Source organism: Mycobacterium sp. NGS62, assembly GCF_059812285.1.
Map to the genome: position 1 here is coordinate 576,319 of NZ_JCALCK010000001.1, position 19,946 is coordinate 596,264.

Below are 19,946 nucleotides of genomic sequence, written 5' to 3' on the forward strand. Positions count from 1 at the left end.
CTCAGACGAATACCCGTGCTGCGGCCGCCCTCACTCCTCGGATTGCTTCGGCGACGCGCCAGCTGCGCTTTAGGCGATCATCGGGTCGATCGCCGATCGCGGCACCAGCACCTGCAACGGCCCGGCTGAGTCGGGCAGCAGCGCGCCCTGGTCGAAGAAGAAGTACACCCCGTCGTTGACCACCGCGAAATTCTGGTAGTTATCCGGGTTGTACAGCGCGCCCGGTGCGATCGGCAACGGCGGCGGTGCCGGCGGCTCGGCCGCCGCCGGCTGTCCCGGTTGCGCCGGCGGCGCGGCAGGCGGTGGTGCCAGCTGCTTCTGCAGTTCAGCCTGGACGATCGGCGCGACGGTCTTCAGCGGATCGTCCACCCGCCACAACGGCGTATTTTGTTTGTCGTCCGGTGCGGCCGTCCAGGTGATCTCCTTGCGATAGCCCCGATCCCAGTTGAACGCCTTGTACTTCGTCTGCGGCTGCGCGCCGCCGACGTTTTGGTAGACCTTGAACACGACGGTCTGCGTGCCGCGCGGGGGGAGCGCCGAGCTGTATTCCGTCGGCTTGATGGTCAGCTCAGACGGTGTATCGCGGGGCGCACCCGACTTGGCCGCGTTGAGGAATCCGTCGCGCGTCTTCGAGATGTAGTCGGCGATCGGCTGCTGGTCGGGGTAGTCCAGCGGGATGCTGATGTTGACGCTGTACCCGGGGTCGGAGAGCTGGATCTCGCACGTGCTGCCAGTATTGGCGCCCTTGAGGTCCGCGCAGTAGTCCTTCGGCGCAGCCGCGGCAATGCCGGAAGAGCCGAAGATGGTGATTGCCGTGACGAGCACGGGCACGCTGAAGAAGCGCATGTGGTGAATCCCTCCAAGCAGATGCGGCACCCCGCCCCGGACGCGAGATTAGCGTGCAGTGTTCCTGTCAATCAGAGTTCAACTGTAATAATTCGACAGCTCGGTCGCGGGTGGTGGTTCTCAAACTCGGCGATCGCGTGCGCCCCTAGCAGCGACCAGCGTGTTTTGTTCTGCAATCCCGTTTTAATTCCCGGCCAGCCGGGAATTCCGCCGTGGCCATGACGGAGATCTCACCATGCCGCATCCGCCTGACTCATCACATCGTGGAACTCGACGACGGCCGCCGGATCGGACTTTCAGTCGGTGGCAGCGGGGTGCCGTTGGTATTCATGCACGCGCTCCTGCTGAGCCATAAGGCATATCTACGGATGCTCAGCCGGATCGCCGGTATGGGATTTCTGGTCGTCGCCATCGATGCCGCCGGTCACGGCGACACTGGGCGACTGCCCGGCGACGCCTGCGGCTTCACCGATCGCGCCGATTCGGTGTTGCGCGCGTTGGACGCCCTCGGCGTTGGGCAAGCATTGTTCGTCGGCCATTCAATGGGTGGGCGAATGACGATCCAGCTGGCCGCACGAGCGCCCGAGCGGGTACTCGCCGCGGTGCTGTTCGACCCGGCGGCCGGAACTCGGTTCGACACGAACATCCCAAAATTGGTGAAGTCCCCCACCAAGGCGCTGGGAGCGGCATACACCGCGGTCCGCGACACCCTGGGCGACCCGACGCAGCTCACACCCGGGGAGCAGCTCGGATACGTCCGCGTGCTGGCGGCGTCGGCGGTGCCGAACCTGCGTTATCCAATCGTGGCCGTCCGGACGATCAGAGCCATCATCGAGTCCGGTGACTACACGGCGATGCTGCACACCATGCGCGACGAGGGGATGCCCACGATGGTGGTGCACGCCGAAAAAGACATGATTGTGCCGTTCCCACACGCGCGCGACATCGCCAACGAGTCTGACGCCAGCCTGTACAAGGTGCCGGACGCATACCACTCGTGGATGATCGCCAATCCGCGGCAGGGCGCCGACGCGTTTCGCCAATTGCTGAACGGCGAACTGGGCGAGGTGCTTAGCAATGCCGCCGACAGGATGGGCGTCGCGGACCCGGATGACTACGAGGCGTGGGAGCGCGAATTACTCGATCCGGATGCACTGGTGTTGGAGTTCATCCGCAGCCGCGACCGAATCGAAATCGGGACGGAGGAACCCGACCATGTCGAACTCGAGCTGGTGCGGCGTACAGAGCGTTCGCAGCAACCGATGTCCTGGGCTCGACGAGCGTATCGCAAGCGGGCGGCATCAGACGCGATCGCTGATCCGGCAGAACACCCGGATTGAGCCTGCGCACCGCGAATAGCTGCCGGTGAATAGCCGGGGGGTGGCGGACGAAGTCCTCGGCTAACCGATCGACCAGGCGAACTAAGGTGGGCGGGCGGGGCTCGAACCCGCGATCAACGGATTACCAAATTGCAGGCCGCGCAAACCCCGATGCGGTCTCGAAACTTCTTGCAACACAGGCGATATCGTTGTCGCTGATGCCCTGTGACGACCGACCGACTCCACTCGAATCCCGCTCATTCTCGCCGAATAAACGGCAACCAAACGCGAAGACAACGAACGGCCAAACCGGGCGCGCTGTAGCTGCGCGCGATGTTATTCACGTATCCACTGGGGTGGCTGGTGGTTTCCTCGACCCATGCGACGATTGCGACCGTGACCGACGGCGCCGCTGCACCGGAACCACCGGTTAATGCGGACTGGGATAACCCGCAGCGGTTCGAGGGGGTGGTCGCCTTCTCGTTCGTGCTGCCAAACTTACTTCCGCTGGAACCGCAGGCGATACCGATCGGCGTCGACGCCGATTACCTGCGAATCCGCGGGGCTGCACCAGCCGACTTCGACGACGAATGGATGCAGCTGCCGTTCAGCTGCTTGACGATTTGGTCGGTGGCCGCCGACGGGACTGATCCTGTCATCGAAGATGCGACGGTTGCATCCGCTGCGCTGGCCCGCATCACCGGTGGAGAGCCGCAGCCTGCTCCACCGCCCAGCGACTCCCACGGCCGTAAGCGCTCGGCTGTAGTCGTCCTGATCCCGGTCAAGAGCCGCGCCGCGGCCCTCACTCCGCCGCACGACGGCAAGGTAGATCCGCTTACGCTCGCGCACTGGCTGATCGCCGACGCGGTGCGCTCGTCGCGGATAGTCTCCATGGCTCCAATTCCGGAGCTGCACTACCGGTCGCTGAACCCGATCGTGCCTGCCGCGTTCGGAGCGGTCGGTGACGGCGGGCAGGTCAGCTTCGATGCGGGGCAGACCGCCATCCTGCTGGATCACCTGCCCGCACGGCTGGCGTCAAGGCCGTCAATCGACCCGGTCGTGGCCGGCAGAATCTTCGGGCAACTCACTCGCGGCAGCATCAGCGCATTGATCCGCGATCACTTCGCTCGCGCGTACGCCGAGCACTCCGCGGGTGACCGCCGAGCGTCGGTCCTAAGCCTCGCCATCACGTGCGAGCTGATGCTCGACAGCACCTTGGCCGCGATGCTCTGGGAGGAAGGCCAAACGCCAGCCCAAGCCGCGCAGGTGTGGGCCGACGCGAGCTCGATCACCCACCGAGTCAAGTCGCTGTATGCAGGCCGTCTCGGCGGAAGTTGGCACGTTGATGGGGATGGTCCGGTCGGTCGCTGGCGCGAGCACATCGTCGATGTCCGCAACAGCGTCATCCATTCCGGGCGCACCCCGTCGGAACCGGAGTCGGAGCACTCAGGCGCGGTTGCGTCCGGGTTGCTCACGTTCGTGAGCAAGCGCCTGGTGCTGAAGTGGAAGACCTACCCGAAGACGCTGGCGGTGCTGTGCGGGCGGTCGTCGGTCGAGAAGCACGCCTCGAAGAAGCAGCGTGCGAAGGTTCACGCAGAGCTGGAACGCTGCTCGACGTTCGCCGTTGAGTTTCACCGCTGGCGCGATGAGTGGTTGCAGGAACGCACCTTGCTGTAGTTGATAAACCAGACCGAGCCTGGGCTTCAGCGCCGGTCGTCCGGCACCACGTTCCCGTCGCGGTCCCTCAGCTCCAGCTTCAATGTCATTTCGTGAGGCCGCGCCGTGGTGCGTATCCGGTACAGGCACCAGGCTTGCTGCACCACCCGCCGCGCAACGCCGAGGTCTGTAAGAAATAGACCGGGGTTGGGTCCCCGCGCGCTCATCCGTCCGTGCTTGTACAGCGGCTTGCTGTCCACCTCGGTGGTCACCGTGCTCAGCGCCCATGTCTTCGCGTGACTGACACCGGAGCAGATCCGCCACGCGGTGAGTAGAGACTCAGGGTACCCGGGCAGGTCGTCGATCGACTCGATCAGCTTCTCGAATCCACCCGCCTTCCCGGTCGCCAGGTTGATGCCTAGCTTGTGCGCGGCGTCGGTGGCCCACAGCTGTCGTTCCTGGTGCTCGCCGTCGTCATCGATCGGTGTGCCGCTGTACGCCTTCTCCGAGTACCGCCACGACTCGCGGTGCTGCCAGATGAGCCGGGCGAGCCGGGTGTTGACGTCCTGCGGCCCGAGCAGCCAGGCCGCGGCACCGGCCGACTCGTACGCTGCCCGCAGGAGTGCGAACTGCGGGGTTGTCCACTGCGAATTGAGTACTAGGGTGCACGCGGCCTCGACGTTCTCGACGGCGTAAAGCAGCCCGCGGCGGGCTACGGTCGCAGCCCAGATGTCAGGGAAGCGGGCTTCGTCGTCGGCAAGGTCACTGTTGGGCTCGGCATGGTGATCGGGCTGCTGGCGCACAAGTGAGCCGATCTCGAGCACCCGTTCCAGTTCGCTGCGTATGTCGCGGTCGGTGTCGGCGCTGTTCGGGTCGGTCATCTCACGCCTCGCCGAGTCCCGTCTGTCCAGGCATGCCGTGCTCCACCTGTCGTGCGGTGGCGAAGTCGAAGTTGACGGTACGGCTTCCGGCCCATCGGCGGCCAGCCAGCCGCGGCCACGTCGCCGTGACAGTTGGCTTTGCCTGCGATGGATCATGACGCGCAACGACACACACGTTCACCGACTCGCCGGGTTCGATCGCCGCGACGATGTTGCTCCACAGCGGGTACTCGGCCTCGACGGGCCGCCCGGCGTACGGCTTCACGCCGGAGTCCCCGATCCATACGCGCGGCCGGCACCGTTCACCGGTCAGTCGCACGTCGTGCGCTGTGCCGTCACCATGGTTAGTGAGGCGCACCCACCCCAGCGGCATCCAATCCAACCCGGTGAAGTTCCCCTCGTTTTTGCGCGTCACACGTTCCATGTCCTCGACCAGTGCTGTCGATGACGTCAGCCGCAGATCCGGGCGAGGACCGACGAGGAATCGGTTCACCAGCACGGTCACGAACGCACCAGCGGCACCGGAAGTCAGAACGGTGGCCCCGATCGGCAACTGAGACATGCCGGGAGCTTATCGACGCCGACAGACAGCCACGTGCGGCTGACTCAGCGGTAACCTACTCGAGACGGCGAAACGCGCAGTGGCTTCCGCACGCGCCCCACCCCTCCACGTGGGCCTCGAGGCGGTCCAGAGATGGAGGTCAGCCGTGAGAGCGCCGGGATCGCCTCGGCTGCAAGATGTCGGTGTAGAGCGTATCCGCTCGCACTTGGGCAAGCACCGTGGTCACATCCCAGTGGTCGCTGCTCGCTGCTCGGGGTGGCGGCCGCCGCGTCCATCCATTTACCCCGCGGCGCGGCGGCCTTGGCACAGGCGCCGGCTCAGCCCGATAGCATCCGCTGCATGCCGCCGTCGCCATCTATCACGCCGACGCCAGTGCCAGTTCCCACACCCACTCTCTTACCGTTGCCGATTTCCACTCCTCCAGGACCGCTCCCCACTCCTACGCCGACCCAGACCGTTTTAGTGAACGTGCCACCCGATCTCGTCAACAAGTTGTCACCACACGAAACGGGGCTTCCGCAGTCATGGGCAACGATCATCGCGGCGTGTATCGCCGCGATTGCCGCATTGGCGGCTCTCGCGGGCGTCTGGTGGCAGATTCGCGCCGCGGCGAGAGAAGCCAGGAACGACCGGGGTTCCGATGCGCGTTTAGCTCGTGAGGCGCAGCTCGTCGAGCGCATGGCTGAGGCGATCGCGTTGACGCGCTCATTACAAGACTTTCTCGGAGCCAACACCCGTGCGCCGCTTGACAAATGGAGCGATGCCGATCGAAAGGCGTTCAATGAGCAGACCCAGAGAGTACGAGCGCTGCACAGCATGCTGTGGCTACTCGGAGCTCGTCGCGCTAGCGCGGCCCTCGAGCGCGTCGTGTATCACATGAACGTAATCGCCAAGGACCGCGAGCGGGGCGTCAAGTTAGATCGAAAGAGCCCAGCACCCCAGGTATACGGAAAGTCAGGAGAGGAGCTAAACACGGACATGTTCACCGCGTTCGAAGATGACCTTGGCGACCGGATCGAGCCCAAAGGATCAACGTGAATCTCGGCGCAGCGCGGCGCGCTACTGGCAGCGTCGGCGCTGGCGCCCGGCAGGGCTCGACGGCGCAGTCTCTCGCGATATGATCAACAAACGTCGTCTGGCTCTAGCGGTGCCGTCGTCGGTGTTGTTTGGTCTTTCATCAGTTGTTCAATCACCCAGTCAGGAGCAGCTACACAACCAGCAACTTAGGACAAGGATTTCAGTATATTGACCAGACCGCTCACCGACGAACTGCCGCTCCGGCACGACTTTTGGAATTCGATCGACTACCTGCACTCCATTCACAGCGTCGTGGAACCTATTGAGCGCGACGGCCCTAGTAGCTTCGTGGAAACGTGTCGTCGTTCCCGGGGAGCGTTTCCTACGCTTCTTGCTCAATTTTCCAAAGCGCGCGTTGCCGATTCGAATAGCTACTAACACCTTCGGGAGCCTTACCCATCGCCTGCTCACGCTGAATGGTATTCCAGTCGAGAGACTGCCGAGATGTTGGCCAGACGACTCGGTCCTTCACCACTGCTGATCGGCGCCCCCAGCATTGCAGAAATCGCTGTTGGTGCAACGCTGATCGATCCAAGCCCATGGATCTCTCAAAGATTCAAGCTCGGATCCACCCGTGTGGTTAATCGGCGCGTTGAGGAATTGGAAGTGCTGCCGACATGTGACGCAGCTATTATCGACCCCCCTTGGTACGGAAACCTCCTTGAGGACTGGCTGAGGAGGGCCAGCAACTCGGTGAAACAAGGCGGACACCGCGCCGGCCGATGCGACCGATCCTTGAGCCCTTCTAATCCCTCGACCTCATAGCGCGCCAGCCACGCATGCAGCGTCTGGCGCGACAACCTTCTCGGCGACCTGCGAAATCGACAGACCATCATCACCAATCACGGCCTGATACCTCTGCTCAGCCACGCTTCACTCCCTCATCCAGGGAGTGTCAAGGATCAGCCGAAGTAACTGTCAACAATCAGCCGAAACACTGTCAGGCATCAGCCGAAGACGAAACGTCAAGCATCACCCGAGGTAATACATGTTCAGAGTGGGGCGGGCGGGGCTCGAACCCGCGACCAACGGATTATGAGTCCCTTTTCAGCGCTCGCGCGACCAGGCGAAATAGTTCGCTTTGGCGCATCAAATCGCCTGCAAAGCAACGAATCTGCGCGTTCTCAGTACGGTTCCGGTCCGTCTTGAGTACGGCTGCGAATCGCCCCCGGGCGCCGGGGCGACGCCGGGGTGCGAGGCAGACGTGGCATGTTAGCTAGCTGTACTGACCACGGACGTTGGTGACGGCGTGGCGTGGTGACATGACGAAGACCTCCGATTGAAGTGCGAGCTGTCTAGGAACGCATTTCTCACCAGGAGGTCTTCGTGGTCCACCATAATGCTCCGCTGTCCGAAACTGGTCGCCTGAGGCTGGCCCGTTGTGTCGTCGAGGAAGGTTGGCCGCTGCGCCGGGCCGCCGAACGGTTTCAGGTGTCGGCGACAACGGCGAGTCGGTGGGCGGGTGGCTACCGCCGCGAGGGAGTCGGTGGGATGGCTGATCGCAGCTCGCGCCCGCATCAGAGCCCCAATCAGACGCCGACGCGAACCGAGCGCAGGATCATCAAGGTTCGGGTGCTGCGCCGCTGGGGACCGCATCGCATCGCCTATCTGTGGGGGTTGCATCCGTCCACGGTGCATCGGTTGCTGACGCGGTATCGGTTGGCCAAACTGCGCTGGTTGGACGGCTCGACCGGGCATGTGGTCCGTCGGATGGAGCCGGCTGCGTGCGGGGACATCGTGCACATCGATGTCAAGAAACTGGGCAAGATCCCCGCTGGTGGCGGCTGGCGCATGCTCGGGCGCACTGCCGGTAATCACAACTCGTGGGCTGACAAAGTTCTGGCCGGCGCAGCAAGCGCGGCTACCCGCTGGGTGGTCATCATTTTCTCCATACCGCTATTGATGGCTACTCGCGCTTGGCTTACAGCGAGCTGCTTAGCGACGAGCGCAAGGAGACTGCCGCCGCGTTCTGGGTCCGGGCAAATTCCTGGTTCTCCGAATGTGGCATAACGGTCCGAAATGTGTTGACCGACAATGGTTCATGCCATCGTTCGCACGCACTTCGCGATGCGCTCGGGGACGTCACGCATCGCCGGACTCGGCCCTATCGGTCCCAGACCAACGGCAAATTGGAGAGATTCCACCGCACCCTGGCCGACGAATGGGCCTACGCGCGGCTCTACCGCAGCGACGCCGAACGTTTGCAACAAATTCAGCCTCTGGCTGCACACCTATAATCACCACCGCGGCCACACCGCACTCGGCGGCCAACCACCCGCCACGCGGGTACCTAACCCCTCGGGTCAGTACAGCTAGCCGGGCACGCCGCAATGCCGTTGCTACTCCGGTGGAACGAGGGCTAGCTGGGCCAGCGCACGTTCCCGTGACGACCGCACCCGTCGTCGCCTCCGAGCCCGCCGACAAAGATTCGAATAAAACCTCTCAAGTCGAGGAAGTGGATCTGCCGGGAATCGAACCCGTTTCGGGGTGCTGGTCTGTGAGTCGAACCGGCACTGAGCTGCGGAATGACATCGATTGTGATTCACCAGAATTGACCTGTATGGACACCGAGTGTGCCCATATTGTGCCCAGCCAACCCCGCGGTTGACAGCGCAACTGCGCTCGCAAGAGCTCCCGATTACACGCGGCGTGCGACTGGCCGCTCTACTGCACACCGTCTCAATCCGACGTCGGTATGCGGTTTGTGTCAGCTTGAATCAGCAATATCTAAATGGCGCGGTCGCTTCGGCTTGACGTCGCAGTCTCCCTGACCATACATTTAATCATGGCTGTATGGTCGATTGGAGGCAGCCCACGTGACCAACCCTGAACGCCGTACCCGGTTCTTGACCGACGATCTCACCCGGCGGGCACTGGCGGTGGCAGTGGCCAAGACCACCGTCATGGCCGATGACGTCTTGCGAGTACCGCTTCACTACTACAACGACGCGAAGCTCACCGAGATCGAAGAGTCGCAGATCCTTCGTCGCACCCCGCTGGCGATTCTGCCCAGTGCCCAGATCGCCGAGGTGAACGACTACGCGGTCCGTTCGATTCTCGGTGACTCATTGCTGGTGACGCGCGACAGGCACGGTCGTGCTCACGTCCTTCTCAACTACTGTCGACATCGTGGCGCAATGCCAGCATGCGGCACGGGTAACGCGAGCCGATTCACGTGCCCGTACCACGCGTGGACGTACAAGAACAACGGCGAGCTGGCCAGCGTGCCAGGTAAATCCGGGTTCACCGGCATGGACTTCGCTGACTATGGACTACTTGAGCTTCCCTCAGACGAACGGTACGGCTTCGTGTGGGCAGTGTTGACGGCGGGCGATACGATCGACGTCGATGCACACCTGGGCGAGCTCGCCCCACAACTGGCCGAAATCGACTACCCCTCGTTCGGCTATCACGATCATCGGGAGTTCGAATCGGAGGTTTCGTGGAAGGGCGCGCTCGAGGCTTTCGCCGAGGGCTACCACTTCCCGTTCGTGCACGGTGAATCACTCATCGGGATGAACGCCATGGCCAACACCGCTATCTACGACGAGTACGGCAAGCACCATCGGATCGGATTTCCCTTTACCTGGATAACCAACCTCGCGGACGACCCGAATGCGTCGTGGGACGTCCGGGACAACATGGGCGTCATCTACTGGATATATCCCAACTTGATTCTCGCGAATAGCAATGTCGGCGTTGAGATCATCGACATGCTGCCCGCCGGTTCACCGACGCGCTGCACGGTACGCCACACCTGGATGGCGCGCATACCTGCGACCAGCGACGATATGCGCAGCGTCTACGACACGATTTACGACGCCGTGCACGCCGCGGTGCGCGACGAAGACTTCGCCATGCTTCCCCAATGCGGCGAGGGCGTGCGCAGGGGCCAGCACGATCACATGATCATCGGCCGCAACGAGATTGCCGTACAACACATGATTAGGGTGTTCGCCGAAGAACTCGGCGTGGCGCTGGCCTAGGAGACGTGGACGTTGGACGCGACGATCCCGGCCCGTCGCCATCGGCCATTCCGGAACCACGGCATGCGTGTGACGCCCGACCAACGACACGCTGGCCGATATGATTACCGCATGCGGTCGGGGGCTTGCACGTGAGCGGCGGGTAACGGTGCGCAGTCACGGATGGTCCGGTAACACGCCGTCGTCAGATGAGGAAGCGATCAACCGTATTCTCGACGCGGCTGAGGACATCATCGCGGAACGTGGCACGTCGATGAGACTCGCCGATGTCGCGCGCACTCTGGGCGTTACACGGCAGACGGTCTACCGCTACTTTCCCGGAACCGAGGCTCTCATCGTGGCCACGGCGATGCGGTCGGCCGACGGTTTTCTCGACCGTCTGGCCGAGCACCTCCGAGGGGAAGTCGATCCCGTGAGGGCAATGGTCGAGGGCATTTCATACACCATCGAAACCCTCGGCCACGACAGCCAGATCGGACTCCTTCTCAGCAGGCCTAAGCGCGGCGGTGGCATCGTGTCGATCACCTCTGACACGGCGCTGACCTTCGGACGGGCCATGCTGCACAGGTTCGACGTGAATTGGGAACAGCACGGATTCCATGACGAAGACCTCAACCAACTGTCCGAGTTCTGCATGCGCATCCTGCACTCAATGCTGATCGACCCGGGCCACCCACCGCGTGAGGGTGAACCCCTGCGTCAGTTCCTGACGCGCTGGATCGGCCCCGCCATCGTCTACCCGCGCCTCGCCAGCGCGATGAGCGGTTTGTCGCCCGCGCCGACCAGTCGCACACGACGCAAGTCCGCTTCCTGGTTCCAGCGCACGGCGTCGGTCAGGCCGTAAAGAAGCGCCCGTCGAACGCTTCGAGCAGGATCTCTACTGCCGCGCCCATGCGGCCGTTCGGCATCCCGTGGCTGAGGAGGCCGAGGCCCATCGCGGCGCCTACGAAGGCGACGACCATATCCTCATCTCTTGCGCCCGAGGGGATTTCGCCGCGTCTGCGGCCGCCGTCGAAGATCTCCTGGACAACGGTCATCATCGGGCTGCTCTCCGCCTGGAGCGACGCCAGCAGTTCGGGATGCCTGCGTAGCTCGACGGGAATTGACGCGAGAAAAGGTGTGATCGCCGGATGCCGTTCGTGTACCAGTGTCGACGCCTTGAAGATGGCCCCGATCTGCCCCTTGAGGGTGTCTGCTTTTTGAATCGCCGCGACATACTCGGGCAGCAATTCCGCATGCGCGGCTTCGAACGCCGCCCGGTAGAGCTCCTTCTTGGAGGTGAAGTACTGGTAGATCGAGGAATGGGTGATACCCGCCGCAGCCGCGATTTCCGTCATGCGCGCACCCGCGTACCCGCGGTCGCCGAAGTTGACCACTGCCGCCTCGACCAGTCGGCAGATGGTCTCCTCGCCATTGCGTCCCGGCGGGCGACCAACCCTCGGAACGTGTCGATCGCGTGCCCTGCGCTGTTGCGCTGCCTGCGCCATGTCAATTCCTACTCATACGGGTTGCACGATGCTGGCTTGCTGTATTTCATTGCAGTACCGGTGTTTTACCCATCACTTTGTCGCGAAGCTCCGTGTAGTCGGTATCGGGCGGCGGAAGTTCGGGCGAGACTGCGGACGGAATCTTACTGAGGCCGAGCGACGCTTTCGCCGCATAGCGAACCAGGCCGGTCAGAACCTTCGGATTCTTCAACAGATCGAACACCGTCTCCTGCAAGTTGTAGACGCGATCGAAGTGATACTGCACAGCGTCGTCCTCCCAGCACGCCTGCGAAACGAAGTGGAACAACGGCCAAGTAGTCCTGCGCAGCAACCGCTTGCGCATGCCGTCGGGTAGCGCCTCTGTGCCTGTCGCTTGCTCGTAACCGCCGTCTCGTGACAGTGCCAACGTCCAGGCACCTTTGAGGAACTTTGCCTGCTCCGCATAGAACGTCGTCGGAAACTCAGCAGAGCATGGATCGAGCGTTTCGGACAGGTCGCGCACATAGACCGCGGCGGTGGAGGCGCACGACATACCTTGAGCATAAATAGGATTGAACGCGCACACCGCGTCTCCGAGCGCGATGAATCCACGGGGTGGCCGCCGTAGGCGATCGAACCGGCGCCATACGTTGCGCGTTGATCGGGTGTGGTGAACGTCGGACAGCGGCTCTGACGCCTGCAGAATCCGAGGGAATTCGCGCGTTCGGGTCTGGCCGGCCGCCGCTTCGTAAGACTCGACGTCTTTGGGCATATCCAGTCCCCACGATCCCATCACCGCGATGAAGGAGTTGTTCTCTATCGGGAAGATCGAACACAAGTACTGGTGTTGCTCTGGCGCACGAGGGTCCGGGTTCGGAAACGTGGTCAAGAACCGATACCAGGGCAGATCATTCTTTGGCCATCGGTACCAGCGCGACGAGTAACTGACCTTTGCATCGAGTGTCATCTCCTCGACGTCCTGGCCGAACTGTGCCATCCAGCTGGCAGCCTTGCTTCCGCGCCCTGCAGCGTCCACAACAAAATCGGCGAGGAGTTCCCGCTCCCTCCCATCCGCGTCGCGATAGGAGACCCCGGTGATCACCGGGCCGTCGGTATCCGAGGCCGACAGCAGACCAGTGACGCGGGATCCCTGGATCAGCGTGATGTCCGTGTCAACCGCGACGAACTCGCGGATTGTCAGTTCAATCATCGGCCGCGAAGCGAAGTACATCCGCATGGCGGTTCGGGATCGTGGGGCCCACCCATTGATGAGACAGTTCGCCGCCTGCATACCCGGATCGATTTCACAACCGCCGTTCGCCAACAAGCGGTCGGTGAAGCCGGGGAAGAGGCTCTCGATCGCTAGCCGACCGGCAGCGAGCAAGAAGTGGTTGTGCCACGCCTGTGGCGTCCCCCGCCGACCGGCCGGCTCGATGGGTAGCACGTCGGCTTCCAGAATCGTCACCTTGCCGAATCGACCCTGGAGCGCCCGCGCGGCGCACAAACCCCCGACGCTGGCCCCGATCACCACCGCGTGATCTGTACTTGCCACACTCGCCACTCCTCAGCCAGTAAACCAACAGACTTGTTTGTTTTATCTGGCCCATGCCGCCGAGTCAAGACCCTGGCCATACATTTCTAGACAGACGTATGCTCGACGGCGACGCGTTCCAGGGACGGCCGCGTCAAGGAGACAAACTCTGGTCTGTCGCCTACGGAAGGGGATGCCACAGCATGCTGGACAAGATCATTGCCGCCTCATGCGCGGTTTATGTCGCACTGAGCGCCTGGTCGGTCACCACCCGCGGAGATTTACTGCCACCCGTCGCAATGCTCGTGATGGTGCTGACAATGAGCGTGCTGCTGCTGGGCCACATGTGGAAGCACCTCGGTTGGAGGCTCATCGTCGCGTTCTTCGCGGTTGCATCGGCGGTTGAGTGGATATTCGAAGAGACGAACATTCGCAACGGCGGCTTCATCTGGGGCGACCTTCGCTACGGCGATATCACCGTGTTCAGTGTGCATCTGGGCAGCGTGCCCCTCGTGGTGCCGATCTTGATGGCAGTGATCCTGTGGCCCACCTACGCCGTGGTCAACCTCGCCTTGGACGGGCGGGTGGTCGTCGAGCCTCGCGCCATGACGTGGTGGCAGAACGTATGGCGTTGCGTCCTGTACGGATTCGTCCACTCGTGGATGATGCTGATGTGCAACGAACTCTGCGTGAAGTGGGGCGTGTACCGCTGGGTCGGGCACTCAGCGGAACGACCCGCCGCAGACATGTTCCTCGGTGACCCATCGGCACCGGGCGGATGGCTGATCTACGTGGTCGCGGCCATGCTCGTGTTCACCTTCGTGATGATTCCCCTGGTCGGGCGGGACTCGCTCGCGAAAGCCGCGCGACGCCGACTTGCGTGGTCCGACGGTGCCCCGATTGTGTTCTGGGGAGTGCTGGCGCTGCAGAACTACTTCAACCCCGTCAACAACGCCACGGTCGCCAACGTCGTCCTGTGGACAATGGGATTCTTTGCCGCATTCGTCGGCTACCGCTTCGTCGACCTCATGCGCACGCAGAACCGCGACAATTCTCCGACCGACGCGGATGTCTCGCCGAGGCCGGCGCCTGCGCATCACGGCTGATCGGCGAGGATGTCCTGGCAAATCTGGGTGGCTAATCAGAGCATACGTATTTTTTATAGTGTATTGTCATCAGAAGATCGCCGGCGACGTTGCGATCAGGGAGGACGGCTTCTCGATGACCAACCTGAAAGTCCGCCGCGTTCGTTTCGACCTCGGCGGCGATGACATCCCGTTCAACTGGCAGCCCGAGCGTCCCGCGTTCGCCATGCAATGCAATCTGATCTCATTTTTCGCACCCGGGTTCGAGAAGTTCGTGGTCGACGCCACCCGTGAGGCCATCCCGCTGATGACCGATCCTGCCGCGATCGAGGAAGCCAATCTGTACCTGCGCCAGGAGGCGCAGCATTCCTCGGCCCACGTGCGTCATATCAACGCCCTGTGCCGACGCTGGCCAGGTCTGCAGCAGGTGGCCGATGACATCATCGCGTCCTATGACGAGCTGACGGCCACAAAACCGCTGGATTGGCGCCTGGCCTACACCGCGGTGGTCGAAGCGACCTTCACGCCGTACTTCAAGGTGTTCCTCGACCACGACGACAAACTGTTCGAGCCAGCCGACGAGCGGGTGGCGTCATTATTCATGTGGCACTTCGTCGAAGAGATCGAGCACCGCAGTTCGGCGCTGGTCGTGTACAACGCGATTCGCAACGACTTCCGGTTCCGGGCCAAGACAATTCCATCGGTCATCAAGCATCTTGGAACCATCCTTGCCATCGCCCACGAGGGGTTCCGCAAGCACGTACCCGCCGAAGACGGCGGGGAGCTTGCGCGACTCTTTCCGAAGGGATTCTCCGTGAAGGCATTACGCGACTCCATGAAAGCAGCCAAGGAACTACAGCGACCTGATCAGGCGACGTATGCAGGCGTGCCCAAGCGCGAGATGTTAGCGATGCTCAAGGGTCTGGTGATCGCTCAGGGCCCCAACCACGACCCTGAGTTAGAAGTTCTACCCGATCTTGCCGGGCGCTGGTTCAAGCGGTTCGACGAAGAGCCGAAAAGCGCGGCACATTGGTACACCGTCGGCGTGGGCGCCTGACGCGACTCGAGCCGGGACTTCTGCAGCGGCGGACGCGAGCCGATGGACTTCGCCAAAGGCCATGAGGCACAGAACGACTTCATCCTGCTGCGCGACCTTCCCGCCGCCATACCGTTGGATGGCGCAGCGTTGTCGGCGGTGTGCGATCGGCACCGGGGCCTCGGCGCCGACGGCGTGCTGCGGGTAACTGTCGCAGGATCCGCCCGCGAGGCGGGAGTATTCGACGAGTTGCCCAGTGGTGTGACAACTGACGACTGGTTCATGGACCACCGTCATCCCGACGGTTCGATCGCCAAGACCTGCGGAGACGGCCTGCGCTTGGTCACGCACTATCTTTGGGTACTTGGGCTCGAACGCAGACGACGCTTCGTCATCGGTACCGCAACCGGGGCTCACATCGTCGAAGCGCAGGCCGTCGACGGCACGGCAGCCGATGTAATCGTTGAAATGCGCAGGGCGACCGTGCGCGGAACAGGAAGAGCGATCGTCGCGGATCGGCGTCTAGGAGGGCTGCTCATCGATGTCGGCGAGCCACACCTGGTCTGTGTGGATCCGGACCTTGCGGAGGCCGGTTGGATCGACGTGGACAACGACCATCCGAAAGTTGACGTTGAACTTTATGGGACCGCGCAAGACGTGACCGTCGATCTCGTCACTACACCGACCGAGGGCGCCGTGCGCATGTGGGCCTTTCGCGGTGGCGAGCCGGCCCAGTGTGTGAGTGCTTCGGGCGCAATGGCTGTCGGATTGGCCACGCTGAATCACGGGGCCGCCGACACCGGCACGACCACCGTTCGGACGCCGGAGGACGACGTCGTTGTGACTGTCTCCGACGCCGCCGTTCACGTCCAAGGCCGATCGGTCATCATGGCGCACGGGCGCCTGCCGGACGCATGGTGGCGAGCACAAAGCGCATGATCATCAGTTCCTTACGCAAAGCGGTAATCGCTGAGCGGGAACCGCGATTGCTCCGCGGTTGATGTAGTAGGTGTTCGACGTCGCGCAGACAGACTAATCAATACGTGTGGCGATCTACGAGGTCGACTTTCTTGGCCGACCCGCGGGCTTCGCCGTCAGCTTCGACTCGCCGCGGCTGTTTCTCGTCTGGCATCTGCGGTCGCGCGTCCCGGCGCCCAGAGCGGGAACGTCGCGAGCGCCAGCACCCCCACGATGCCGAGGGTCTGAACGGTGAGATAGAGGGTCATCCCGTTCTCGTAGACCAGATTGCCGATGACCATCGCCCCGAACGCGACGGCAAACCATACCGCCCACCCCATCAACCATGGGTCGACGGAGCCCCGCGGTGGGGTTGCACCGCGCATCGCGGGGACGACGACCGCAACATAGCCGATCATCAGGAGCGACACGACGATCCACTGCGGGATGCCGAGGAGGCTGGTAATGGTGATCGGGGACATGGCAACCAGGCCCACCGCGATCGCCGACAGTGCGGCCAGCGGTGCCTGCACTGCCAGCAACCGGCCATTCCCCACACGTTCCTCGACCGGCCCGTCCACGCGTGGGATGTGACGCAACATGAAGTAGTAGAAGGCCGCTCCCCATATCGCCTGCCACGTCAGCTCCAGTAGCGGCCAACCCAACCAGAACTCGAACAGTTTGAAATCGGGGTCATATGTCCACCACACCACGTGACGGAGGCCGCCCTCGATTGAGTATGGGGCATCGAGCAGAACCATGAAAAGTCCGCCGGTAATCGCGGCTTTGATTCGTGACGCGATTCCGAGCGCGTCGACGACCTTGAAGCCGATCGCGAAGATCACCGGGTAGAAGATGGTCACGTAGAACGGCATCGCCGTCGTGCCTTCGAATAACGGTATCGCTGGGTAGTTGAGCATCACCGCGAAGTCGCCCTGTTGATACATGTTCAGCGTCGCCATACCGCCCAATTCGATGACTTGCCCGTAGACGAACGAGGCGATCAGCAGGAACATCCACGTCCGCGTTCCACGTCGCCATTGGACGATCGCATGGACGACAACCGTGACGAAGATCGACAGCATCAACACGTCGTAGAGGTTCGCCTGCCATGACAAATCAAACGGGTCATTGAAGATGAGCAGATTCATCCGGCGCTCCGAATCTTCGGCCGAGATATCACGTAGCTGACACCATACGCTATGTCAATAGCGTATGGCCACAGACCACAGCTGAGCTTTGCTTTCTCAAAAGACGCCCAGTTCCCGCAGCGTTCCGCCGTAAACGTTCAGGTCGGCGGCGAATAGTTCAGGCTGCTCGAACGCGGCGAAGTGACCGCCGTGGTCCTGCACGCTGTAGTGCACCAGGTTGTAGCGTCGTTCCGCCCACACTCGTGGCGTCCGCAACAGCTCGTACGGATACACCGCGTAGCCCGTCGGAACGTCGACTCGGCCTTCCCATTCGTTCAACGCACCGGTACCCGCGCGTCTTGCCTCGCAGTACAGCCGTGCCGCCGAGGTCGCGGTGCCGGTGAGCCAATACAGCATGAGGTTGTCGATCAGGCGGTCGGTGCGGATTGGCATTCCGCCGCAGGTGTCGCACCACGCGTGAAACTTCTCCAGGATCCATCCGGCAAGACCCAGTGGTGAGTCGTCAAGGCCGTATCCGAGCGAGTGCGGTCGTGTCGACTGCAGCTCCAGATACGCGGTGCCGTCGGCGATTCGTTCGGCGGACGCGACCATCGCAGCCAGTTCGTCTTCGGTGACTCCCGCAGTGGCTTCCAAAGGGTCGCCTTCAAACGGAGCGAACAACATGTTGGTGTGGATCGCTACGGCCCGCTGCGGGTGGTGCTCGCCCAAGTGGCGCACGACAAGTGCGCCCCAATCGCCGCCCTGCGCCAGGAACCGTGAATACCCGAGTTGTGCCATCACGTCGGCGACGGCGGCGCCAACCCGTGCCGTGTCTATCCCCCGTTCAGTGGTCGGCCCGGAGAAGCCGTAGCCTGGCATGGAGACGACCACCACGTGAAACCGCTCCCGTAGCAACGGAATCGCGTCCAGGAACTCCACGATCGACCCCGGCCAACCGTGGATCAGAGCCAACGGAATCGCATCAGAATCGCTCGATGGGACGTGCAGCAGGTGCACACGCTGTCCGGAGGCTGTGGTGACGTATGAGCCCCAACCGTCGAGCTCTGCTTCGGTCGCCCGCCAGTCGTATCCGTCTCGCCAACGCATGATGACCGATCGCAGAAACGCCTGCTCGGTTCCGTAATCCCAACCGCTACCCGGCAGTTCGGCAGGAAACCGTGCGGCGTCGAGTCGGCGCTGCAGGTCGTCGAGTTCGGCCTCCGGTACGGCAATGGTGTACGGCGTCATCGCCTGCACCGCCGTCACTTGACGGCCTCGACGGCCGGTGACTCGGTCACTGCCTTCTGCCATTCGGAAGCCAGGTGGTGCAGCATCGGCTCATTGCGCCCGAAGACGACGTGGTCAACTCCGCTGTCCAACCCGCGCTGGCAGGCTTCGGCCATCGGAAAGTCCTGATTGAACAAGACATTACAGACCGCGTCCATCGACATGCGATACCACTCCCGCTGCTCGTCGGTGGTGACGGGGTCCGGTGAACCGTAGGTCACGATGACGACGCTTTCGCCGGGGTGGCGGCCCGGATAGCTTCGCAGCATCTGATAGGACGCCGGGGCTTCGATCAGCACACAGCTGGGGAACAGACCGTAGACCACGGTGCCGAAGAACTGGTCGGGCCAGTCGATCTCGGGCATGTCGCGGAAATTGACGATGTCGCGGAACGGGAATGCCCACCGGTTGTGGCGACCGTAGACGTCGCACACCGAGTTGTTCGACGCGATCGGATCGAGGGTGTCGGTGTGGACGTAGGGGAAGTGGTAGCCCTCGAAGTTGACGTCGATCGACAGCTTCCAATTGGTAGCCACTACCAAGCGTCGCGTCTCGGCGTGGTGCCTGGTGGCGAAGTCGTACTGCGCCAACGGTTCTGCGGCTTCTCCGAAGAAATTGCCGACGTTTACCCCGTCGGACAAACCGACGACGATCAACCCGGCCTCTTCAGACACGGGCAGCGGCGTCAGGCGGCGGTCATCCAAGTCGGCCCCGGAGAACATCTCCCGTGCCGGAACTCCCGCGAGGCGCCCGTCCAGTCGGTAGGACCATCCGTGGTACGGGCACGTGAAGAACCGCGTCTTACCACAGTCGCTGGCGACTTGCGCGCCGCGGTGTGCGCAGCCGTTGATGAAAGCCCGCAGGATGCCGTCCTTTCCGCGAACCACCAACACGGGAACGCCCGCGACGTCCTTTGTCGTGTAGGCACCCGGCACCGCAACCTCGCCGGCCCATCCGATGACGTGGGGCACGTTGCGCATCATTTTCACGTCGGCGTCGTGGCGTTCGGGAGATACGAAGGCCTCCCGAGGCTCGCGCCAGACATCGCCGACGATGTCGAGGGTGTCGTTCTCGAAATGTTTGAGTACCCGTCGCGTGAGCTCCAGCGATTCCTGTCGCGGCACGAT

16 protein-coding genes and 2 pseudogenes are annotated in these 19,946 nt (G+C 62.7%); 9 read left to right on the top strand and 9 right to left on the bottom strand.

The genetic code is table 11. The annotated features are described in order from the left end of the window. Nucleotides 1–69 precede the first annotated feature (69 nt). The gene (locus AC5Y49_RS02755; protein WP_499884272.1) at nt 70–846 is read right to left on the bottom strand and encodes an RsiV family protein; all 777 of its coding nucleotides are present in this window, start codon (nt 844–846) and stop codon (nt 70–72) included. A gap of 218 nt (nt 847–1,064) precedes the next feature. Here AC5Y49_RS02755 and AC5Y49_RS02760 point away from each other — a divergent pair, with 218 nt between their 5' ends. Then, the gene (locus AC5Y49_RS02760; RefSeq protein ID WP_499884273.1) at nt 1,065–2,186 is read left to right on the top strand and encodes an alpha/beta fold hydrolase; all 1,122 of its coding nucleotides are present in this window, start codon (nt 1,065–1,067) and stop codon (nt 2,184–2,186) included. A gap of 312 nt (nt 2,187–2,498) precedes the next feature. Then, nucleotides 2,499–3,842 carry a hypothetical protein gene (locus AC5Y49_RS02765; protein ID WP_499884274.1) on the top strand — a complete coding sequence of 448 codons (1,344 nt, stop codon included), beginning with the start codon at nt 2,499–2,501 and terminating at the stop codon, nt 3,840–3,842. Between the two features lie 26 nt (nt 3,843–3,868). Here AC5Y49_RS02765 and AC5Y49_RS02770 read toward each other — a convergent pair whose 3' ends face one another. Together AC5Y49_RS02770 and AC5Y49_RS02775 are read right to left on the bottom strand one after the other, a co-directional pair. Then, on the bottom strand, nt 3,869–4,702 hold the full coding sequence (locus AC5Y49_RS02770; RefSeq protein WP_499884275.1) for a hypothetical protein: 834 nt from the start codon (nt 4,700–4,702) through the stop codon (nt 3,869–3,871). A 1-nt stretch (nt 4,703) separates the two neighbouring features. Further along, entirely contained in the window at nt 4,704–5,264 is a 561-nt protein-coding gene (locus tag AC5Y49_RS02775; RefSeq protein ID WP_499884276.1) for a hypothetical protein, read from the bottom strand. 462 nt (nt 5,265–5,726) lie between these two features. Here AC5Y49_RS02775 and AC5Y49_RS02780 point away from each other — a divergent pair, with 462 nt between their 5' ends. Next, nucleotides 5,727–6,302 (top strand): hypothetical protein, encoded by a 576-nt coding sequence (locus AC5Y49_RS02780; protein ID WP_499884277.1) that lies wholly within the window; start codon nt 5,727–5,729, stop codon nt 6,300–6,302. Nucleotides 6,303–6,982: 680 nt separating this feature from the next. Here AC5Y49_RS02780 and AC5Y49_RS02785 read toward each other — a convergent pair. After that, nucleotides 6,983–7,211, bottom strand: a pseudogene (locus AC5Y49_RS02785) (leucine zipper domain-containing protein); the annotation flags it as partial. 456 nt (nt 7,212–7,667) lie between these two features. Here AC5Y49_RS02785 and AC5Y49_RS02790 point away from each other — a divergent pair. From AC5Y49_RS02790 to AC5Y49_RS02800, 3 genes and pseudogenes are all read left to right on the top strand, one after another. Further along, nucleotides 7,668–8,657, top strand: a pseudogene (locus tag AC5Y49_RS02790) (IS481 family transposase). 500 nt (nt 8,658–9,157) lie between these two features. Next, nucleotides 9,158–10,327, top strand: a complete 1,170-nt coding sequence (locus AC5Y49_RS02795) for an aromatic ring-hydroxylating oxygenase subunit alpha (protein ID WP_051445869.1) — start codon at nt 9,158–9,160, stop codon at nt 10,325–10,327. A 148-nt stretch (nt 10,328–10,475) separates the two neighbouring features. Continuing rightward, nucleotides 10,476–11,171, top strand: coding sequence for a TetR/AcrR family transcriptional regulator (locus AC5Y49_RS02800; RefSeq protein ID WP_042911415.1), 696 nt, complete (start codon nt 10,476–10,478; stop codon nt 11,169–11,171). On the opposite strand, the gene AC5Y49_RS02805 is transcribed toward AC5Y49_RS02800, so the two are convergent. Then, nucleotides 11,161–11,814 carry a TetR/AcrR family transcriptional regulator gene (locus AC5Y49_RS02805; RefSeq protein ID WP_072501267.1) on the bottom strand — a complete coding sequence of 218 codons (654 nt, stop codon included), beginning with the start codon at nt 11,812–11,814 and terminating at the stop codon, nt 11,161–11,163. The two genes, AC5Y49_RS02800 and AC5Y49_RS02805, sit on opposite strands and share 11 nt — an antisense overlap. Before the next feature lie 46 nt (nt 11,815–11,860). Continuing rightward, complete coding sequence (locus tag AC5Y49_RS02810; protein WP_051445868.1) at nt 11,861–13,324, bottom strand: FAD-dependent oxidoreductase; 1,464 nt, start codon at nt 13,322–13,324, stop codon at nt 11,861–11,863. A gap of 203 nt (nt 13,325–13,527) precedes the next feature. On the opposite strand from AC5Y49_RS02810, the gene AC5Y49_RS02815 reads away from it, so the two are divergent. From AC5Y49_RS02815 to dapF, 3 genes are read left to right on the top strand one after another with little or no spacing between them, the layout of a single operon-like run. Then, nucleotides 13,528–14,430 (top strand): hypothetical protein, encoded by a 903-nt coding sequence (locus tag AC5Y49_RS02815; protein ID WP_051445867.1) that lies wholly within the window; start codon nt 13,528–13,530, stop codon nt 14,428–14,430. Then, on the top strand, nt 14,393–15,466 hold the full coding sequence (locus tag AC5Y49_RS02820; protein ID WP_232527303.1) for a metal-dependent hydrolase: 1,074 nt from the start codon (nt 14,393–14,395) through the stop codon (nt 15,464–15,466). Before AC5Y49_RS02815 ends, AC5Y49_RS02820 begins: the two co-directional genes overlap by 38 nt. Before the next feature lie 42 nt (nt 15,467–15,508). Next, entirely contained in the window at nt 15,509–16,384 is an 876-nt protein-coding gene (dapF, locus tag AC5Y49_RS02825) for a diaminopimelate epimerase (RefSeq protein ID WP_042911413.1), read from the top strand. Nucleotides 16,385–16,539: 155 nt separating this feature from the next. On the opposite strand, the gene AC5Y49_RS02830 is transcribed toward dapF, so the two are convergent. From AC5Y49_RS02830 to AC5Y49_RS02840, 3 genes are all read right to left on the bottom strand, one after another. Beyond that, complete coding sequence (locus tag AC5Y49_RS02830) at nt 16,540–17,553, bottom strand: hypothetical protein (protein ID WP_054585830.1); 1,014 nt, start codon at nt 17,551–17,553, stop codon at nt 16,540–16,542. Between the two features lie 96 nt (nt 17,554–17,649). Next, nucleotides 17,650–18,780, bottom strand: coding sequence for an epoxide hydrolase family protein (locus tag AC5Y49_RS02835; RefSeq protein ID WP_042911407.1), 1,131 nt, complete (start codon nt 18,778–18,780; stop codon nt 17,650–17,652). Between the two features lie 14 nt (nt 18,781–18,794). Continuing rightward, complete coding sequence (locus AC5Y49_RS02840; RefSeq protein ID WP_042911393.1) at nt 18,795–19,943, bottom strand: aromatic ring-hydroxylating oxygenase subunit alpha; 1,149 nt, start codon at nt 19,941–19,943, stop codon at nt 18,795–18,797. Nucleotides 19,944–19,946 lie beyond the last annotated feature (3 nt).

What these genes read in the sequence shown, in the direction of transcription:
- AC5Y49_RS02775 (WP_499884276.1), bottom strand. Translation starts at nt 5,264, where the DNA reads ATGTCTCAGTTGCCGATCGGGGCCACCGTTCTGACTTCCGGTGCCGCT.
- AC5Y49_RS02805 (WP_072501267.1), bottom strand. Translation starts at nt 11,814, where the DNA reads ATGGCGCAGGCAGCGCAACAGCGCAGGGCACGCGATCGACACGTTCCG.
- AC5Y49_RS02770 (WP_499884275.1), bottom strand. Translation starts at nt 4,702, where the DNA reads ATGACCGACCCGAACAGCGCCGACACCGACCGCGACATACGCAGCGAA.
- AC5Y49_RS02765 (WP_499884274.1), top strand. Translation starts at nt 2,499, where the DNA reads ATGTTATTCACGTATCCACTGGGGTGGCTGGTGGTTTCCTCGACCCAT.
- AC5Y49_RS02815 (WP_051445867.1), top strand. Translation starts at nt 13,528, where the DNA reads ATGCTGGACAAGATCATTGCCGCCTCATGCGCGGTTTATGTCGCACTG.
- AC5Y49_RS02830 (WP_054585830.1), bottom strand. Translation starts at nt 17,553, where the DNA reads ATGAATCTGCTCATCTTCAATGACCCGTTTGATTTGTCATGGCAGGCG.
- AC5Y49_RS02835 (WP_042911407.1), bottom strand. Translation starts at nt 18,780, where the DNA reads ATGACGCCGTACACCATTGCCGTACCGGAGGCCGAACTCGACGACCTG.
- dapF (WP_042911413.1), top strand. Translation starts at nt 15,509, where the DNA reads ATGGACTTCGCCAAAGGCCATGAGGCACAGAACGACTTCATCCTGCTG.
- AC5Y49_RS02755 (WP_499884272.1), bottom strand. Translation starts at nt 846, where the DNA reads ATGCGCTTCTTCAGCGTGCCCGTGCTCGTCACGGCAATCACCATCTTC.
- AC5Y49_RS02760 (WP_499884273.1), top strand. Translation starts at nt 1,065, where the DNA reads ATGACGGAGATCTCACCATGCCGCATCCGCCTGACTCATCACATCGTG.
- AC5Y49_RS02820 (WP_232527303.1), top strand. Translation starts at nt 14,393, where the DNA reads ATGTCTCGCCGAGGCCGGCGCCTGCGCATCACGGCTGATCGGCGAGGA.